This is a genomic window from Methylophilus sp. DMC14 (genome assembly GCF_056314085.1).
This window is the reverse complement of the sequence record NZ_JBQUZA010000004.1, coordinates 141,521-158,315: the sequence shown is the minus strand read 5'-3', so window position 1 is coordinate 158,315 and position 16,795 is coordinate 141,521. Positions and strand designations below refer to the sequence as shown.

Below are 16,795 nucleotides of genomic sequence, written 5' to 3'. Positions count from 1 at the left end.
CATATCGGTTAATTTAAGCCTCTTTCACCGCAGGCAATTCGCTTTTATCGGAGAGATACGCCTCCAAGGAGTCGTCCAACGCTTCTAGCCAAGGTGTGTGATGGGATGGGGACATGGTGCCCGTCATCAAGGAGCGATAAGAGTGATCACGGAAAGTCATGATGTTTTGTTTTTTATGATACTTCCATTCCAGGAAGGTCTTGTTGACCGCAGGAATATCAAATGACGGATAATCAGTGGCGTCTATCAGCTCCTGAATATAGTCGCCTTGGTAGGTGTACATTTCTTCCGCTGTTTGTAGCGCCAGTTCTTTTTCACGCCATAGCATGCTATGCGCTTTCATCTCGGCTTTTGCCGGTAATTCAATACGTCCCAAAATAATGTCTCGCACGTACCAAGCCTGCGCATCAAACATATTGAAGGAGTACCACTGATCCTGCATGCCGATGTAGAAGAATTTTGGATTGTCTTCCCATGCAACGCCTTTATACAGGTTGAGTGGCCAAAGTCGATTGTTGGTTTTTAGGCGTAAATCATCTGCGAGGAATGGAAAGTGATGTAAATAGCCGGTGCACAGAATAATTGCATCCACTTTTCGCGAGCTGCCATCGAGAAAATAAGCAGTATCCGTATCGACTCTGACCAGATTGGGTTTTTCTTCCCAGTTTTTTGGCCATTTATAATTCATCGGTGCGGTGCGGTAACAGCTGATGATGCTGCGTGCCCCATATTTGTAACATTGCGAGCCTATATCTTCTGCGGAATAGCTGCTGCCGACCAATAGAATGTCTTTGTCTTTAAACTCCAGGGCATCCCGGAAATCATGGGCATGCAAGATGCGTCCGCCAAACTTGTCAAAGCCTTCAAAACTCGGGATTTTTGGAGTAGAGAAATGCCCGGTCGCGCAGACCACGTAATCAAATTCCTCTGCGTAAACGGTATCCGTGGTGTGGTCTTGCACCGTCACGGTGAACTTCTGAGTCGCCTCACTAAAGACGACATTGCGTACGGCCGTATTAAAGCGAATATAATCGCGCACACCTGCTTTTTCTACGCGACCTTTGATGTAATCAAACAACACTTCACGAGGTGGGTATGAGGCGATTGGCCTGCCAAAATGTTCTTCAAACGTGTAGTCGGCAAACTCCAGACACTCTTTGGGACCGTTAGACCAAAGATAACGATACATACTGCCATGGACAGGCTCGCCATGTTCATCTGTTCCAGTACGCCAGGTGTAATTCCATAACCCACCCCAGTCGCTTTGCTTTTCAAAGCACACAATTTCTGGAATTTGAGCGCCTTTTGCCTGGGCTGATTGAAAGGCTCTAAGCTGTGCGAGGCCGCTAGGACCCGCGCCGAGTATGGCTATTCGCGTTGACATTAGGATTCTCCATAAATCTGATTGATTAGATTGCGCCGCGTTTAGAAGCGCGATGTCGCTAAAGTAACCTGCTTCACCAAGATGAAAAATCCTCATCAAGAAGTACTCCCAATTGGGTAAGTGAGGGTGAGGTCCTCACGTTGATGAGGCCGTAGCTGGAGGTATTTTTGGTCTGTTTTGATGACCGCGCATAACTCAGACCTTGTCGATGCACCAGCATCGCTGGCGCTTATGCACTGAGGACATGACTGAGTGAAGGCGAAGCCTAATACCAAAGAGGTACGCCATGAGGGTAATTGAATCTCATGCCGTCAAAGTCAATATTAGCGCATTGGATAACGGCTTATTGGTGAATATCAACCTCTTAATAGATATCCATAGGATAGGCAAGTTCTTAACTTGGACTCTTCGTAAGACATGGTGAATCGATGCAAGCAATCAAAGAACAGCAGTGGGGGGAGGACTATTATTTTGGCGCTTCCTTCACCAAGCCTATTAGCAAGTACCGTCTGGATGGACAACAGGCCATTCAATTATCCCTGAGCGCGGGCGACCGGCTTGAAATTCTAAGTCCAGACCAAGCGCAAAGCACCGAGCTGATTGTATTGGATGCTCATGGCACATTGGCACCCGCTTTACTCGACAAGCGTCCGCCAGTCGTCGCGGTAGGTATTCAACAGCAACTTCAGCAGCGTGGTGCGGCCTCCAAAAGGCTGCGTAATCAATTAAACACATGGCAGCTGGATGAGCCTTCTTTACAGCAAGCAATCAAAGTGTCAGGTGCAGAGCATGCCAGATTTACAGCGGCAAATGCTTTGACTGTCGTGATTGCCGCGGCTGGCCCAAACATGTCTGTTGAAGCGCACACGCCAGTCACCGAAGTGGACATTACCGTGACTTACGCCAATCTGGCAGAACCACCCTTGCCAGCACCATTGGCGCCAATCAAGCACGAGTTGAGGGTTGACCGCGCCACGGCACAGACCTATGAAGTCAAAAAAGGCGAATGGATCCAGATTATTGATGTGTCTGGCAAGCAGTGCTCGGATTTTATTGCGTTTGATAAACAGGCTTTGGAACAAGGCATTGTGTTGGGACTGGATGCGACAGCGACCCGAACGGTGATGGGTTTGAGCAATCCTGTACCCGGATTGCACTCACGATACCTTGGTTCAGATCTGAAACCGATGATAGAAGTGGTGCAGGATACCGTGGGTCGACATGATAGTTTTCTACTGGCTTGTACCCCCAAATATTACGAGGACAGTGGCTATTTCGGCCATGCAAGTTGCACCGACAACTTTAACCAACGATTGGCTAAATATGGCATTGCACCACGGGCTGGCTGGCCTGCGATTAATTTGTTTTTTAACACCTTTATTGACGCCTCGGGCGCCGTGCTGATGGATGAACCGTGGTCACGGGCGGGGGACTATATTTTAATGCGAGCTGAGCGAGACCTTGTCTGCGCCTCTTCTGCTTGTCCTGACGATATTGACCCTGCCAATGGCTGGCATCCGACCGATATTCATGTACGTATTTACGATGCTGCACAAGACTTTGCCCGCGCCATTGCCTATCGCAACACTTCTGAGGAGCTGCCTCGCATGACCAAACCTTCTGGTTTTCACCCCCGAACTTCCGCAATGACTAAAAAGTTTATCGACTATGCAGGCTATTGGGTGGCCACTGAATACGATGGCTGGGGGAAGAATGCCGAATATCTCGCCTGTCGTGAACGCGTGGCACTGCTAGATTTGTCGGTGATACGCAAATTTGAAATCGTCGGCCCAGATGCGGTGGCTTTTTTGCAGTATGTATTAACGCAGAACATCAGCCGCATGGCCATCGGTGAAATTGCGCACTCGGCGATTTGTCTTGAAACCGGCGGTATGATCGATGATGGCACCATATTCCGTATGGGGGAACAGGCTTTTCGCTGGTGTTGCGGTGCGGAATACACGGGTATCTGGATGAGGGAAAAGGCCCAAGAAAAAGGTTTTAAAGTCAGCATCCGCAACGCCAGCGCACAGCTAGACAATCTCGCTGTGCAGGGCCCGAACAGCCGCGAGTTGTTAAGCAAGCTGGTTTGGACCCCGGATAGTCAGCCCGCGGTTGAAAAACTCAAATGGTTTCACTTTACGATTGGCCGGCTAGGAGGGGCTGCAGGGGTGCCTGTGATGGTTTCCAGAACAGGTTACACAGGTGAACTGGGCTATGAAATCTGGTGTCACCCCGATGACAGCGAAGCACTATGGGATGCTGTGTGGCAAGCGGGTCAGCGCTTTCAGATTGCCCCTATGGGTTTGAATGCGCTTGACATCTTGCGCATTGAAGCCGGCTTGAGTATGGCTGAGCACGAGTTTGACCACAGCACCACTCCATTTGAAGCAGGCACTGGCTTCAGTGTGCCTTTAAATAGCAAACAGGAAAACTTTATCGGCCGTGAAGCCTTGTCGCGGCAAGCGCCAGAGAGCCGACATCGTTTAGTCGGCATGATTCTGCAAGGTGGCGACCCTGCCAGTCATGGCGATCATGTTTATCATGGGCGTTTCCCAGTTGGCATCGTCACTAGCGCTACTTATTCGCCATTGATGGGAAAACAGATTGCCATCGTGCGCGTGGCACCCGATTTTTCCAGCATAGGTACGCGCCTGGAAATAGGTAAGCTGGATGGGCAACAGAAACGTTTGGCGGGAGAGGTCGTGAAATTGCCTTTTTATGACCCTAAGCGCGAGAAACTGCTCGCATGAGGCTGACGAGATATATAGATCCTGTGTCGTACATGGTCTTAATGCCTTTGGGTTGCTGGGAGCGTTTCTCCGAGCTGCATTGTGATGAGCCAATTAGCGTGGCTTGGCATTTTTTGAGATGAGCTTATGCAGCAACCACGGTAAGGGTGTTTTGCTGAGCCACTGCCGGTGGTCAGCGACCCACGGATAGGCCCGGCTCAAGATGGGCCGCAGTATCCGGCTTGACCAGAATTTGCCCATCTTTGAGAAGCCTGTCACAGTATATGCCGCGGCAAACACATCGACACCAGTGATCCAGCATCCCATGGCGTCTTGCGCATGAATCCTGCTCATCAGGGCGTCACGCGTGACCGGGCAACTGTCGGGTAACTGCATTGCAGTCTGCGAACAGTCGACCAGTATTAACTGGTTTGTATTATCAGCTTGCTTCAGCGTCTCCATTTCAGTCCGACACAAGGGACAAGAGGCATCGTAATAAATGGTCAGCGGAAAGGTAATTTGTGAGCGCATGATTAAGTTCTCAAAGGAATTCTGCTGGATTAAAGCGCTGGTCTTAGCCCTTGAATCCACTCACTTATGAGCATCAAAAATCACGCAAGTTCGCGCGCTCATTGCGTCTACAACACCAGCAGGTTAAGCGTGTGCGACTGCAGTTGCTTTCTGGCAATCCGGACACAATCCCTTCAAGCTAATCTCAATATTTGACACCTGATAAGTATCAAAAATCGCTTGTGGAATATGCGCAGCGAGTTCGTGTATGCATAACACGGTGCCGCAGGACTGGCAGAGCAGGTGGGCGTGGCCGTGGTTGTTAAGCATGCCCGGAGAGGAGGTGCTCGGCGTTTTAAAACTACGTTTTGGGCTGTTTAACTGGTATTTCCAGGCACGGTCTTCGGTGGAGATTTTGTGAATGAGGGCGTTTTCCTGCAACCAGTCGAGGACGCGATACACCGTGACCCGGTCGACTTCTTTCACGCCTTGCAAGGCGTTGAGGATTTCAGGCTGACTCAAGGCAGTATGCGAGTTGATCAGCGTCGTGAGCACGGCCGTTCGTGCTTGTGTGGGGCGTAACCCGGCTTCTATCATCAGTTGTTCAGCAGTAACCATGGCAAAATTATGAACTACACGACAGCATGGAGCAACCCGCCTTTTGTCTTGCCCAGTCTGGGCGCTTTTCCGCAAACTTTTCTTTGCCAGGTTGCAAGGTATACGGCTGGCGTAAGACTTCCAGTAATTCCAGCAGGCGGCTATTGTCGCCAGTTGTGGCTAAATCAATGGCTTCTTGCGCCAGGTAATTGCGCAACACATAGACCGGATTGGCGGCAGCCATGCGTTGCTGACGTTGCGCTATTGTTTGCTGGGATTGCGCCAGACGCTGGCAATAATTCATCAGCCAGGCCTGAATATCCTGGTTAAAGTCCTGCCAGCCTTTTTGCGTATAAAAAGCGTTTTGCAGCGTGCTGACTTGCGGCTGTTGCAGGTCAATCTGGGCAAGGTGGGTAAAAAATAACGTCTGGTCAATTTCGGCCCGGGTCATGATTTCAAAAATCTGGTTGATGAGCTCGCCATCTCCGTCGCGCCACTGGTCAAAGCCAAATTTATTGGCCAGCGCTGAAGTCAGTTCGCGGACATACACCTGGTCAAAGACGCGCAGGCTATCCGCTAAACCATGGCTTTCGGGCAGAATGGTGTTTAACGCCTCTGCCAGGCGCTCCAGGTTCCAGCGGGCAATATCGGGTTGGCGGCCAAAGCAATAGCGGCGCCCTTGCGCATCGGTGGTGTTGGGTGTCCAGCCAGGGTCAAAATTGTCTATCCAACCATACGGGCCATAGTCTATGGTCAGACCCAAGATAGACATATTGTCGGTATTCATCACGCCATGCACAAATCCTACGCGCATCCAGTGCGCGATCATGACTGCCGTACGGGCACACACTTCTTCAAACCAGGCTTCAATCAGATCTGGGGCTGGGTCATTCACATCCAGCATCAGCCCGGTTGTGGGCCACCAGTCGGCAAAATCGCGGTCCAGCGTAAAGCCAATCAGGCGTTTTAACAGCGCAAGCTCTTCGCGACTGGCCAGCAGTTCAAAATGCCCAAAGCGCGTGAATGAGGGCGCCACGCGGCAGACAATCGCGCCTGGTTCCAGCTGCGGATTACCGTTGTAAAACATATCCCTGACCACTTGATCGCCAGTGGTGACCAGGCTTAATGCGCGCGTGGTCGGCACACCCAAATGATGCATGGCTTCCGAGCATAAAAATTCGCGTAGGCTGGAGCGTAATACGGCACGGCCATCTGCCGAGCGCGAGTAGGGGGTCTCGCCTGCACCTTTAAGTTGCAACTCAAAACGTTTGCCACCATGCACCAGCTCACCCAGATAAATAGCTCGCCCATCGCCCAATTGTCCTGCCCAATGTCCAAACTGGTGGCCGCCGTAGCGGGTGGCATAGGTAAACATGCCGTCCAGCATGCCATTGCCACCCAGCGTTTGTATCAGTTCACGGTCTAGCATGTCGGCGGCTGTGAGGCCCAGCATGTCGGCCACTTCCGCGCTGTAGGCGATCAGTTGCGGATTTTTAACGGGCGTCGGTTGTACAGCAGACCACAAGCATTCGCTGACTTGTCTGGTGTAGTTGTGGCGGATAGGGTCGCCCGGTAGTTCTCGGACAAAACGATTATCAAAAGTTAAAGGGCGCATATGAAATGGACAAGGCCGTGCATCAATAGTGCTTTAATCATAACATTTTCATCCATGCTAAACTCTGGCGCATCAGATCCCGTGCCTTTACATTGTTTGCACAAAACTGTTTTTGAAAGTCGTTTTTCCCCTATGAGCCATCTGCAAGGTTTCAGTTTTCAAGACATCAAAAAGTTGAAGGGTGTGCTGATATTTTTTTGTCTTTTTATCATCATGCAGCAAATATGGCTGAGTGTTGCTAATACCGGCCTGGGTGCATGGTGGATCAATGAGGTGATTACCCGGACATTGGCTTTTACGATAGGCTGGCTGGCGGACGAACAAGTGACGGTAGCAGGCAGCCTGTTAACAGGCGCACATGCCAGCATGAATATTGCCAATGGCTGTGATGGGGTGGATATGATGTTAATGCTGATAGCTGCATTGTTAAGCTCAACATTAAGCCTGAGGCAAAAGCTGCTAGGCGCCTTCATTGGGTTACTGTTTTTATTTTTAATCAATCAACTACGGTTACTGCTGTTGTTTGAAGTATTGCAGCACTCTCGTCAGCACTTTAACTTAACACACGGCATTCTTGCGCCATTTTTGATGTTGGGGGCTACCGGCATATTTTATGCATGGTGGCTGGCGGTTTCTCGCCAACCTCTGTCAGGTGATGAGTCCACATGCGCTTTGCAATAAGGTTTTTTTGTTATGTGTTGGGCATTGGGCTGGCACTTGATGCCTTCTTCGGTCCCTGTATTCAGGCACTTCTGCCACTTTTTAAAGGGCTATTGACCTTGATTGATAGCCATTTTGAAGTGATCTCTGCCCAAGTGATGCAGGTAGGCGATGCACAAGTCATCGATTTTGAGGTGAGATTGGCAAAGTCTTTCTGGTTGGGAAAACATTTTATTGCAGTGGACCCCAGCGGCGTTGCGCATGCCAGTACGACGCTGGTGCATCTTTGGCAAAGCCTGGCGGTATGCCTCGCGCTGATTTTGTCGTGGCCAGGGATCCGTATGCATAACCGCCTGCTGGCACTCGCTTACGGCTTGCTAGGTACACTGCTGGTATGGTGTATTGATGTGCCCTTTGTCTTGCTGGCGGTCTTGTGGCAAATGATTTATGCGCATTACGCCATTCCGGATTTTTCAATGTTGACTGATTGGCAGCAGGTACTTGAAAACGGTGGTCGATTGATATTGGGGTTGATGATCGGCTGTTTAGCCATTTTTTTGACCTAGCAGCTTGAGTGTATAGCGCGTACTGGCAGTACCTTGATGGCTAGCATCCTGCTGGCTATGGTTCTGCCTTCATCAAGCTTTCATAAATAAAAATTAGCATCTGTAAGCTACTTATCATTTATGCTTGATAGCGAACGATGCCTCACTTACTGCTGTATTTTCTCATCATTTTTTCTACCTTTTCTCATGCAGCAGAGATTGAGCAGGAAATCCTGACCCGTTTTAATCAGGGCCAGACACAGGATTTAATTGTTGAATATGATGATGCGTCTGTGAATAAAAGCCTGATCGCAACCCGCTTGAATAAGCGGCTCAAGGTCGATAACGATGACATGTTGGCAATCAAGCGCAAGGCATATGCTGCACTTAAAAGCCAAATCAAAACACTAGAGCTGCAGCAGGGTATCCAGGCGGTGAAAGACTATCCATACCTGCCATTAAGCTTAAAGCGTTTTCAGTCGCTCAGGTCGCTTAAAACCTTCATGGCCAATGGCAACATCAAGGCCGTGTATGTTGACCGGATCATGCACAAGGTGCTCACGCAGAGCCTGCCTTTGATCAATCAGCCTGTTGTTAGCCAGGTTAATTACAAAGGGGCAGGGGCCACCGTGGTCGTGATCGATGATGGCATCGACTTTACAAACTCGGCTTTTGGTCCTTGCACAGCAGTGGCGACGCCCGCGGCGACCTGTCGTGTGGTAGTGGCTAACACCATCGTCAATTCTGGCACAGTGAACACAGATACCAGTCATGGGACCAATGTCGCGGCCATTGTGTTGGGGGTGGCACCACAGGCTAAAATCGCGGCTATCAATGTGTTCAATAACAATGGCGGTGCCTACACAAGCAATATTTTAAGTGCGATCAACTGGGCGGTGGCGAATCGGTCAACTTACAATATTGTGGCCATAAACATGAGTTTGGGGGCGTCTGATAAAAATACCAGCCCTTGTCTGTCGAACCCTTTTACCAGCCCGATTCAACGGGCAAAGGATGCTGGCATTAATGTGGTGGTTGCCGCCGGGAATGATGGATACCTGGATGGCATCAGCACACCAGCTTGTGCGCCAGCAGCCATTTCAGTCGGGGCAGTGTATGACAGTAATGTTGGAGGCTTGGCTTATAACAGTTGTACCGATTCGACGACGGCAGCAGACAAAGTCACTTGTTTTTCAAACAGTGCTAATTATTTAACCCTGCTGGCGCCTGGGGCCTTAATTACCGCAGCAGGGATCACGATGGCAGGCACTTCTCAAGCGTCTCCACATGTAGCCGGGGCGGTGGCGGTTTTGCGGTCAGCATTTGCCAATGAAACAGCAGATCAAATTCAAACGCGATTATCCAGCTTCGGCAAAGCTGTCACAGACAGTCGTAACAGCATTGTCAAACCCAGGCTGGATTTAAGCGCGGCAGCCCGCCCACAAAATGATGCTTTTTCCAATCCAACCTTAATGACTGGTGCTGCTGGCAGTGTCAGTGGTACGAACATCCTCGCGACGGCAGAAGTGGGCGAGCCAGCCCATGCCGGTTTGGCCGCACAAAATACAGTCTGGTTGCAGTGGATGGCACCGGCCTCCGGTCAGATGATGCTTGCCATGAATGGCAGTGTTGCGAACCCTAGGCTGGCTGTATATATCGGGTCAACAATCAACGCCTTAGCATCCAAAGCTAGTATTGATAACGCGAATTCACCACTCTATTTTCAAGCGGCCGCAAATACCCAATACAACATCGCCCTCAACACCAATCAAACGGATGCAGGCAATTATCAGTTGCAATGGCAGTTGGACACGCAGGCGAACGCCAATTTGTCCGTTGGTTTTAGTGGCCCTAACCAACAGCTGGCTTTGGCCACGCCTTATCTTTATACCTTAACCGTTGCCAACGCTGGACCCTCGAATGCCACCAATCTCGCCGTGCAGCTGAGTCTGCCAGCCGGTGCGGATTTTGTCAGTGCCGATCAGCGCTGCCAGTTACAGGCCAGAACATTGACTTGCCGCATTGCACAGCTGAATGCCGGAGCTTCAAGCAGTTTTAATGTACAACTTTCCTGGAACAACATACAGGATGTACCACCGCTGGTGATATCTGTGAGTTCTGACTTGCCGGACGCTGACACGAGCGATAACTCGGTCACGTTTTCGTTACCAGTCAATCAAGCACCGACAGCCACTGATGTGCCAACGCTGCCTGAATGGGGGCTGGTTATCATGGCTTGCATGCTCATTTTTCTGAACCGTCGTAACCTCGGACGTTTCTGATCTGCCCTTTTCTTTTTTGATCTCGGCATTTCTTGCACGCTGAATCAAACGCGCTAAGGTATCATTACGACTGTATTTTAAAGAACCAGTTGAATGAACGTATTTTATGAAGAAGATGGGGGCTTTAAAGTCGCCTCCATCATGTCCGAGGCCGACAGCAGCATGCAGGTCGAAGCGAGCTCGGGCAAGCGCAGCAAAATCAAAACCGCCAATGTCTTGATGCGGTTTGAGGGGGGGCTGTCCGGTTTTCTGGAGGCGGCTCAGGCCGAAGCCGAGACCTTGGATACCGATTTTTTATGGGAATGCTGTGGCGAGGACGAGTTTGGCTTTGAAAGCCTGGCCGAGGAATACTATGGTGGCAAACCCAGTCATCAGCAAGCTGCTGCGATTGCCATCAAACTGCATGGTGCGCCGATGTATTTTTACCGCAAAGGCAAGGGCCGCTACAAGGCAGCACCTGATGACACTCTGAAAGCTGCATTGGCTGGGATGGAGAAAAAGCGCCAGCAAGCTGAATTGTTGGTGCACATGGTCGAACAGCTAAAAACACATCACTTGCCAGAAGGTTTTGCCAGCAAGCTGGACCAGTTACTTTATGCGCCGGATAAAAACAGCCTGGAATGGAAGGCCTTAGATCAGGCGGCCAATGAGCTCAAGCAGCTGCCGGTGCAAGTGCTACATGCCAGTGGCGCCATCGCTTCCATTCATGATTATCACCTGGGCGCATTTTTACGCGAATATTTTGCCAACGGCACGGAGTTCCCGGCCTTTACGTTGGCTGATCTCCCCGAGGCACTGCCTTTGTCAGCGGTGCAGGCCTTTAGTATTGATGACAGCACCACCACCGAAATTGACGATGCCTTATCGGTGACCGCGCTGCCTAATGGCAACACGCAGGTCGGGATTCATATTGCTGCACCAGCCTTGGGTGTGTCGCCGCATGCGTCGCTGGATAATGAGGTCATGAAGCGGCTGTCTACGGTGTATATGCCCGGGCATAAAATTACCATGTTGCCAGAAGCGGCCATCCGTCCGTTTAGCCTGGATGCCGGTCAAGTGAAACCGGCTTTGTCCCTGTATCTTGAAGTGGCGCCTGATTTCAGCATTGTTAGCCATCAAAGCCGTCTGGAGCAGGTAACCATCATCGAAAACCTGCGCCACGACACGCTGGAGCCTTATTTTAACGAGCAGACGCTGACCGAGGACAGTGGCCATCCGCTATGGCAACCGTTGGTATTTTTGTTCCGCTTTGCCGAAAGCCTGGAAAAAGCGCGCGGTAAATATGACCCGACCCGGCCACAACCGGTGGATTACAATTTTTATGTGAGCGAGGGTAAGGTCAGCATTATCAACCGCCAGCGCGGCTCTCCCATGGATAAACTGGTGGCCGAGCTCATGATTGCCGCCAATAGCCAATGGGGCCTGTTACTGGCGCAAAACGAAGTGCCCGGTATTTATCGCGCACAAAATGGTGGCAAAGTGTACATGACCACCAAAGCCGAAGGCCATCAGGGCCTGGGCGTGGCGCAATATGCCTGGTGTACCTCGCCGTTGCGCCGCGCGGTGGATTTGATCAACCAGCGGCAACTGATCAGCGTGTTGACCCTGACGCCGCCAGTCTACCCGGCCAACAGTGATGAAATTGTCGGCCATATGCGCAATTTTGATCAAACTTATAATGCCTACAACGAGTTCCAGACACGGATGGAGCGCTACTGGTGCTTGCAGTACCTGATCCAGGAAAACATCACTGAAATCGACGCAACGGTCTGGCGTGAGAATCTGGTGCGCCTGCAAAACTTGCCCTATATGACCAAGGTACACAGTTTGCCAGCGACCAAGCCCGGCAGCAAAGTCCGGCTGGCGGTACAAAAAGTCGATACTTTACTGATGGAGCTGGACTGTAAATTCCTGCACCTGATCGAAGAGACCACAGAACCCTCAAATGAAGCCGAGGCTGTGGTGGAAACAAGCATGGAGGTGCCTAATGTTTAAATTTAACCGTAAAGTGCACAAAGCCGTCTCCGACTTTGAAATGGTGGAAGTCACCGAAATGGATGGCGTGCGCTCCATGCACTTGGGCTCGCCGACCATACAGAGCAGTATGAGCGTGAAAGACCCGTTTGCGCTGGTCCTGGCCTATTCCTGGGGCGCCCTGAGCAGCTTGTTGTTCAAGCCGGACGCGCGCAAACTATTGCTGGTTGGGCTGGGCGGCGGGTCGATTGCCAAGTATGTATGGAAATATTGTCCGCAGATCAAGCAAACGGTGGTGGAACTCAATCCGCAAGTGATCCAGGTCGCCCGCAGCCATTTTTTTGTGCCGGATGACGATGCGCGATTACAGATCATCGAAGGCGATGGTATTACCTATCTGCAGCAGCATCCTGGCAGTGTCGACTGGCTGATGATGGATGCCTTTGGCAGCAACGGCTTACCGCCAGACTTTTGCACCCAGGCTTTTTTTGACGACTGTGCCGATGCACTGACGCCGGATGGCTTGTTTACGATTAACCTGTGGGGCTCGGACAAAAAGTTTGATATCTACATGCAGCGCATGGAGCAGACGTTTGACCAGCGCGTGCTCATGATGCCTACCGGCAAGCCCGGTAACATCATCGTGTTCGGCTTTAAAGCCGAACTGCCCATCCCGGATCTGGCGACGTTGCGCAAACGTTCGCAAGACGCTATGCAGACGCATCGTATCAACTTTCCCGACCTCATAGACCGCCTGCAAGGCGCAAACCCCAATAACGGCAAGGAGTTTCAACTCGGTGGCTAATTTTCTGAATCATTTTTTCGCAACCTGCCCACGTGGCCTGGAAGCCATTCTCGTCGACGAACTCAAGCAGAGCGGGGCGCGCGACATTAAAGCCACCGATGGCGGTGCCAGTTTTAGCGGCGAGTTGTCGGCGTGCTATCACGCCAACCTGCATTCGCGTGTCGCCACGCGCATTCTCATGCAAGTGGGGCGGGGCCAGTATCTGAAAGAAGACGATATTTACCAGGGCGCGCTCAAAATTAACTGGCCTAACTGGTTTGATGTCAAACACAGCATGATGGTCAAGGTCACGGCCGTGCGCAGCCCGCTTAAAAGCCTGGAATTTATTACCCTGCGCGTCAAAGATGCCATCTGTGATAAATTCCGCCAGGCCGTCGGCAGCCGCCCGAACATTGATACACGCGAACCCGCGGTGCGTGTCCACGTCTACCTGACCAGCGACAGCTACCAACTGTATGTCGATACTTCAGGCAACCCGCTGTACCAGCGCGGCAACCGCAAAAACAGCATAGAAGCGCCGTTGCGTGAAAACCTGGCTGCGGGCATTCTCAAGCTCACCGGCTGGCAGCCGGGCCAGGCCTTGCTGGATCCCATGTGTGGCAGTGGCACCTTTTTGCTTGAGGCGGTGATGATAGCTCTCAATATTGCGCCTGGTTTAAATCGCAATTTCGGCTTTGAAAAACTCAAAAACTTTGAATCTGATACTTTCCGTAAAATCCGCAATGCCGCGGCCAAAGCTGCCAAGCCGGTCAGTTTCCAGAGCATTTACGGCTCGGATATGGATTTACGTGCCGTACGCGTCACCAAGCAGAACCTGGAAATGGCGGGCTGGCTGGACGCCGTACAACTGACACACTGGGAATTCACGCAAGTGGTGCCGCCCGCTGAAAGCGGTGTTCTGGTCGCCAACCCGCCTTATGGCGTGCGTATTGGTGAAGATGAGACCTTGGCCGCCTTGTACCCCGAAATGGCCGCTGCGCTCAAACAGAAGTTCTCTGGCTGGAATACCTATTTCCTGACCAACGACTTGCGCCTGCCCAAGCTCATGCGTCTGAGCCCCAGCAAGAAAACACCACTGTATAACGGCCCATTGGAATGCCGGTTGTTTGAAATTAAGATGGTGGCAGGAAGTAACCGTAAATAGGGCAGTTGTATTCTTATCCGTCGATGCCTTATGCATCAATGTAGCTAGCATGTATTCATCCGCTGCAATCTCTAGTGTCTGTGAAGGACGACAGGTGCTGGCAGATTGCATTGCAGTCTCAAAGTGCACGCTTGGATCAAATGTTAATGATTGTTTTATCTGAACCGCATTTCTATTGTTTAGTATAAATTATAGTGGCAAATATTATCGTTAGCATTTCTTATGCTGAACGTGATTAAGCAGATTTAAGTCGTCACATTTCAACAATTAAGAATCAACTAAGAGGCTGCTATGGATGCTTTGTTGAGTTTGTTGGTCCCTGATAACTTCATGCCCCATGGCCATTGCTATTTATGGACGCCCGTCCTGTTGTGGATGTATGTTGTTTCTGACACTGTCATTGCGATTTCTTACTATACGATTCCGATGGCATTGCTTTACCTGGTTAAAAAACGCGCTGACTTGGAGTTTAACTGGGTATTTTTCATGTTTTCCCTGTTTATCTTTGCCTGTGGAACAACGCATTTGATTGCAATTGCAACCATTTGGGAGCCAGCCTATTGGCTTGATGCCACAATGAAATGCTTAACAGCAGTGGCTTCAGGGATCACGGCAGTGATGCTTTGGCGCTTGATGCCAGTTGCGTTGACGATTACCAGTACCAAGCAGCTAAAAACAACCATTGCCAGGCTAGAGTTCGAAGTGCAGAAACGATTGCTCGCAGAACAGGCCTTGGCAAAATTGAATTTGAATCTTGAGCATCTGGTCAAGGTGCGTACGGAAGATCTGAGTAATATCAATGCGAGTTTAAGGCAGGAGATCGAACAAAGAAAACGCACAGAACTTGAGCTGTTTAACCAGAAACAATTGGCAATTGTCACGCTGGAGTCCATCGGCGATGCGGTGATCACCACCAATATGCAGTCCGAGGTGACTTATCTGAATCCAGTGGCCGAAAAAATGACAGGCTGGAGCAAAGCCGAGGCAATGGGGCGGCCGATTCTGGAAGTATTCAGGATTCTGAATGAAAGCACCCGCAAGCTGGCAGCCAACCCGGTGGATGTGGTGCTGGCGCACAACAAGGTCTGCGGACTGGCCAATCATACCTTGCTGATCGCCAAATCTGGCGCTGAATATGCGATTGAAGATTCTGCGGCGCCGATTCGTGATCAGGATGGCAACATTCTAGGGGTCGTGCTGGTGTTTCATGATGTGAGTGATGCACGTCAGATGGCACAAAAAATGACCTACCTTGCCGAGCATGATTATCTGACCGACTTACCGAATCGACTGTTACTGACAGACCGTATTACGCAAGCGATCAGTGCAGCGAAAAGAAGGGGTTCCAAGCTGGCCATTCTGTTTTTTGACATAGATCATTTCAAGCGGGTGAATGATACGCTGGGCCATGAAGTGGGCGATCAATTGCTCAAAGTATTGAGCAAAAAGCTGCAAATGTGCATTCGTGCCTCTGACACGCTCAGTCGCCAGGGCGGGGATGAGTTTGTAGTGTTGTTGCCAGAGTTAACAGATGATGCCGTCCCAGCCGAAATTGCACAAAAAATACTGTTTTCCATCAAGGACCCGATCAGCATCGCAAATCACGAGTTGTTTATCACGGCCAGTATTGGGATTGCCGTATATCCTGATGATGGCGACAATGTCGATGTGCTGACACGACATGCGGATGCGGCAATGTATCATGCCAAAAATTCAGGTAGAAATAATTACCAGTTTTTTACCAAGGAAATGAGTGCACGTGTCGCGGCTCAGCTTACGATGGAAAACAGTTTGCAAAAAGCAATAGCAAACAATGAGTTAATGCTTTTTTATCAGCCAAAAGTCAGCATCAAAACCGGCAAGATCATCGGCGCTGAGGCTCTGATCCGATGGGTGCATCCGCAATGGGGCATGATGATGCCAGATCGTTTTATAAAGATTGCCGAAGACTCTGGCTTGATCAGAGGCATTGGTCATTGGGTATTGCGCGAGGCGTGTACGCAAAATAAAAAGTGGCAAGACTCCGGTTTGCCCGAGATTCCCATCGCGATTAATGTTTCGGTGGTTGAGTTGCACCATGCGCACTTTACACAAGAAGTGACTAAAGTGTTATTACAAACAGGCCTGCAACCCTATCATCTCGAACTGGAGGTGACTGAAAGCGTTGCGATTCAGACTGAGGTGACCGTGATTAACGATTTGAACAAGCTCAAAGAGATGGGTGTCCGGTTATCAGTAGATGATTTTGGGACAGGATATTCCAGTCTGTCATATCTCAAGCTATTGCCGGTAAATACCATTAAAATCGATAAAAGCTTTATTCGTGATATACAAGTGGATGCTAACGATGCGGCAATTGTCACTGCGATTATCAAAATGTCACAAAGTCTGGGATTAACAGTGATCGCAGAAGGGGTAGAAACCCAGGCACAGCTCGAATTTCTGCAATCGCATGACTGTGACGAGATGCAAGGTTATCTATTTAGCCGTCCCTTGCCTGCCGATGAATTTGCAGCGCTGCTTGCGCAGCAATAAAGCTTCCTATCT

General features: G+C 50.4%; 12 protein-coding genes. 8 read left to right on the top strand and 4 right to left on the bottom strand.

From position 1 onward, the window contains the following. Positions 1–13: 13 nt before the first annotated feature. Positions 14–1,480 (bottom strand): NAD(P)-binding domain-containing protein, encoded by a 1,467-nt coding sequence (locus ACT53C_RS09830; protein ID WP_476146047.1) that lies wholly within the window; start codon positions 1,478–1,480, stop codon positions 14–16. Positions 1,481–1,812: 332 nt separating this feature from the next. Between ACT53C_RS09830 and ACT53C_RS09825 the strand changes: the two genes are divergently transcribed. Further along, a complete protein-coding gene (locus tag ACT53C_RS09825; protein ID WP_476145779.1) occupies positions 1,813–4,137 on the top strand; it encodes a DUF1989 domain-containing protein in 2,325 nt (774 codons plus the stop codon). A gap of 93 nt (positions 4,138–4,230) precedes the next feature. Here ACT53C_RS09825 and ACT53C_RS09820 read toward each other — a convergent pair whose 3' ends face one another. From ACT53C_RS09820 to ACT53C_RS09810, 3 genes are all read right to left on the bottom strand, one after another. Continuing rightward, a complete protein-coding gene (locus tag ACT53C_RS09820) occupies positions 4,231–4,647 on the bottom strand; it encodes a thiol-disulfide oxidoreductase DCC family protein (protein ID WP_476145778.1) in 417 nt (138 codons plus the stop codon). A gap of 123 nt (positions 4,648–4,770) precedes the next feature. Beyond that, positions 4,771–5,244 carry a Fur family transcriptional regulator gene (locus tag ACT53C_RS09815; protein WP_476145776.1) on the bottom strand — a complete coding sequence of 158 codons (474 nt, stop codon included), beginning with the start codon at positions 5,242–5,244 and terminating at the stop codon, positions 4,771–4,773. A 7-nt stretch (positions 5,245–5,251) separates the two neighbouring features. Next, positions 5,252–6,838, bottom strand: a complete 1,587-nt coding sequence (locus tag ACT53C_RS09810) for a protein adenylyltransferase SelO (protein ID WP_476145774.1) — start codon at positions 6,836–6,838, stop codon at positions 5,252–5,254. On the opposite strand from ACT53C_RS09810, the gene ACT53C_RS09805 reads away from it, so the two are divergent. The 7 genes from ACT53C_RS09805 (at position 6,839) to ACT53C_RS09775 (ending at position 16,783) form a co-directional block, all read left to right on the top strand. Then, the gene (locus ACT53C_RS09805; RefSeq protein WP_476145772.1) at positions 6,839–7,519 is read left to right on the top strand and encodes an archaeosortase/exosortase family protein; all 681 of its coding nucleotides are present in this window, start codon (positions 6,839–6,841) and stop codon (positions 7,517–7,519) included. Continuing rightward, positions 7,504–8,064: a hypothetical protein gene (locus ACT53C_RS09800; RefSeq protein ID WP_476145770.1), complete on the top strand. Its 561-nt coding sequence runs from the start codon at positions 7,504–7,506 to the stop codon at positions 8,062–8,064. Before ACT53C_RS09805 ends, ACT53C_RS09800 begins: the two co-directional genes overlap by 16 nt. Before the next feature lie 137 nt (positions 8,065–8,201). Continuing rightward, a complete protein-coding gene (locus ACT53C_RS09795) occupies positions 8,202–10,325 on the top strand; it encodes an IPTL-CTERM sorting domain-containing protein (protein WP_476145768.1) in 2,124 nt (707 codons plus the stop codon). Between the two features lie 93 nt (positions 10,326–10,418). Continuing rightward, complete coding sequence (locus tag ACT53C_RS09790) at positions 10,419–12,320, top strand: ribonuclease catalytic domain-containing protein (RefSeq protein WP_476145766.1); 1,902 nt, start codon at positions 10,419–10,421, stop codon at positions 12,318–12,320. Continuing rightward, positions 12,313–13,104 carry a polyamine aminopropyltransferase gene (locus tag ACT53C_RS09785; protein WP_338657498.1) on the top strand — a complete coding sequence of 264 codons (792 nt, stop codon included), beginning with the start codon at positions 12,313–12,315 and terminating at the stop codon, positions 13,102–13,104. Before ACT53C_RS09790 ends, ACT53C_RS09785 begins: the two co-directional genes overlap by 8 nt. After that, the gene (locus ACT53C_RS09780; RefSeq protein ID WP_476145764.1) at positions 13,097–14,248 is read left to right on the top strand and encodes a THUMP domain-containing class I SAM-dependent RNA methyltransferase; all 1,152 of its coding nucleotides are present in this window, start codon (positions 13,097–13,099) and stop codon (positions 14,246–14,248) included. Before ACT53C_RS09785 ends, ACT53C_RS09780 begins: the two co-directional genes overlap by 8 nt. Positions 14,249–14,539: 291 nt before the next feature. After that, positions 14,540–16,783, top strand: coding sequence for a putative bifunctional diguanylate cyclase/phosphodiesterase (locus tag ACT53C_RS09775; RefSeq protein ID WP_476145763.1), 2,244 nt, complete (start codon positions 14,540–14,542; stop codon positions 16,781–16,783). Positions 16,784–16,795 lie beyond the last annotated feature (12 nt).

Coding starts and splice junctions, on each gene's coding strand:
- ACT53C_RS09830 (WP_476146047.1), bottom strand. CDS start 1,480: ATGAGGATTTTTCATCTTGGTGAAGCAGGTTACTTTAGCGACATCGCG.
- ACT53C_RS09825 (WP_476145779.1), top strand. CDS start 1,813: ATGCAAGCAATCAAAGAACAGCAGTGGGGGGAGGACTATTATTTTGGC.
- ACT53C_RS09820 (WP_476145778.1), bottom strand. CDS start 4,647: ATGCGCTCACAAATTACCTTTCCGCTGACCATTTATTACGATGCCTCT.
- ACT53C_RS09815 (WP_476145776.1), bottom strand. CDS start 5,244: ATGGTTACTGCTGAACAACTGATGATAGAAGCCGGGTTACGCCCCACA.
- ACT53C_RS09810 (WP_476145774.1), bottom strand. CDS start 6,838: ATGCGCCCTTTAACTTTTGATAATCGTTTTGTCCGAGAACTACCGGGC.
- ACT53C_RS09805 (WP_476145772.1), top strand. CDS start 6,839: ATGAAATGGACAAGGCCGTGCATCAATAGTGCTTTAATCATAACATTT.
- ACT53C_RS09800 (WP_476145770.1), top strand. CDS start 7,504: ATGCGCTTTGCAATAAGGTTTTTTTGTTATGTGTTGGGCATTGGGCTG.
- ACT53C_RS09795 (WP_476145768.1), top strand. CDS start 8,202: ATGCCTCACTTACTGCTGTATTTTCTCATCATTTTTTCTACCTTTTCT.
- ACT53C_RS09790 (WP_476145766.1), top strand. CDS start 10,419: ATGAACGTATTTTATGAAGAAGATGGGGGCTTTAAAGTCGCCTCCATC.
- ACT53C_RS09785 (WP_338657498.1), top strand. CDS start 12,313: ATGTTTAAATTTAACCGTAAAGTGCACAAAGCCGTCTCCGACTTTGAA.
- ACT53C_RS09775 (WP_476145763.1), top strand. CDS start 14,540: ATGGATGCTTTGTTGAGTTTGTTGGTCCCTGATAACTTCATGCCCCAT.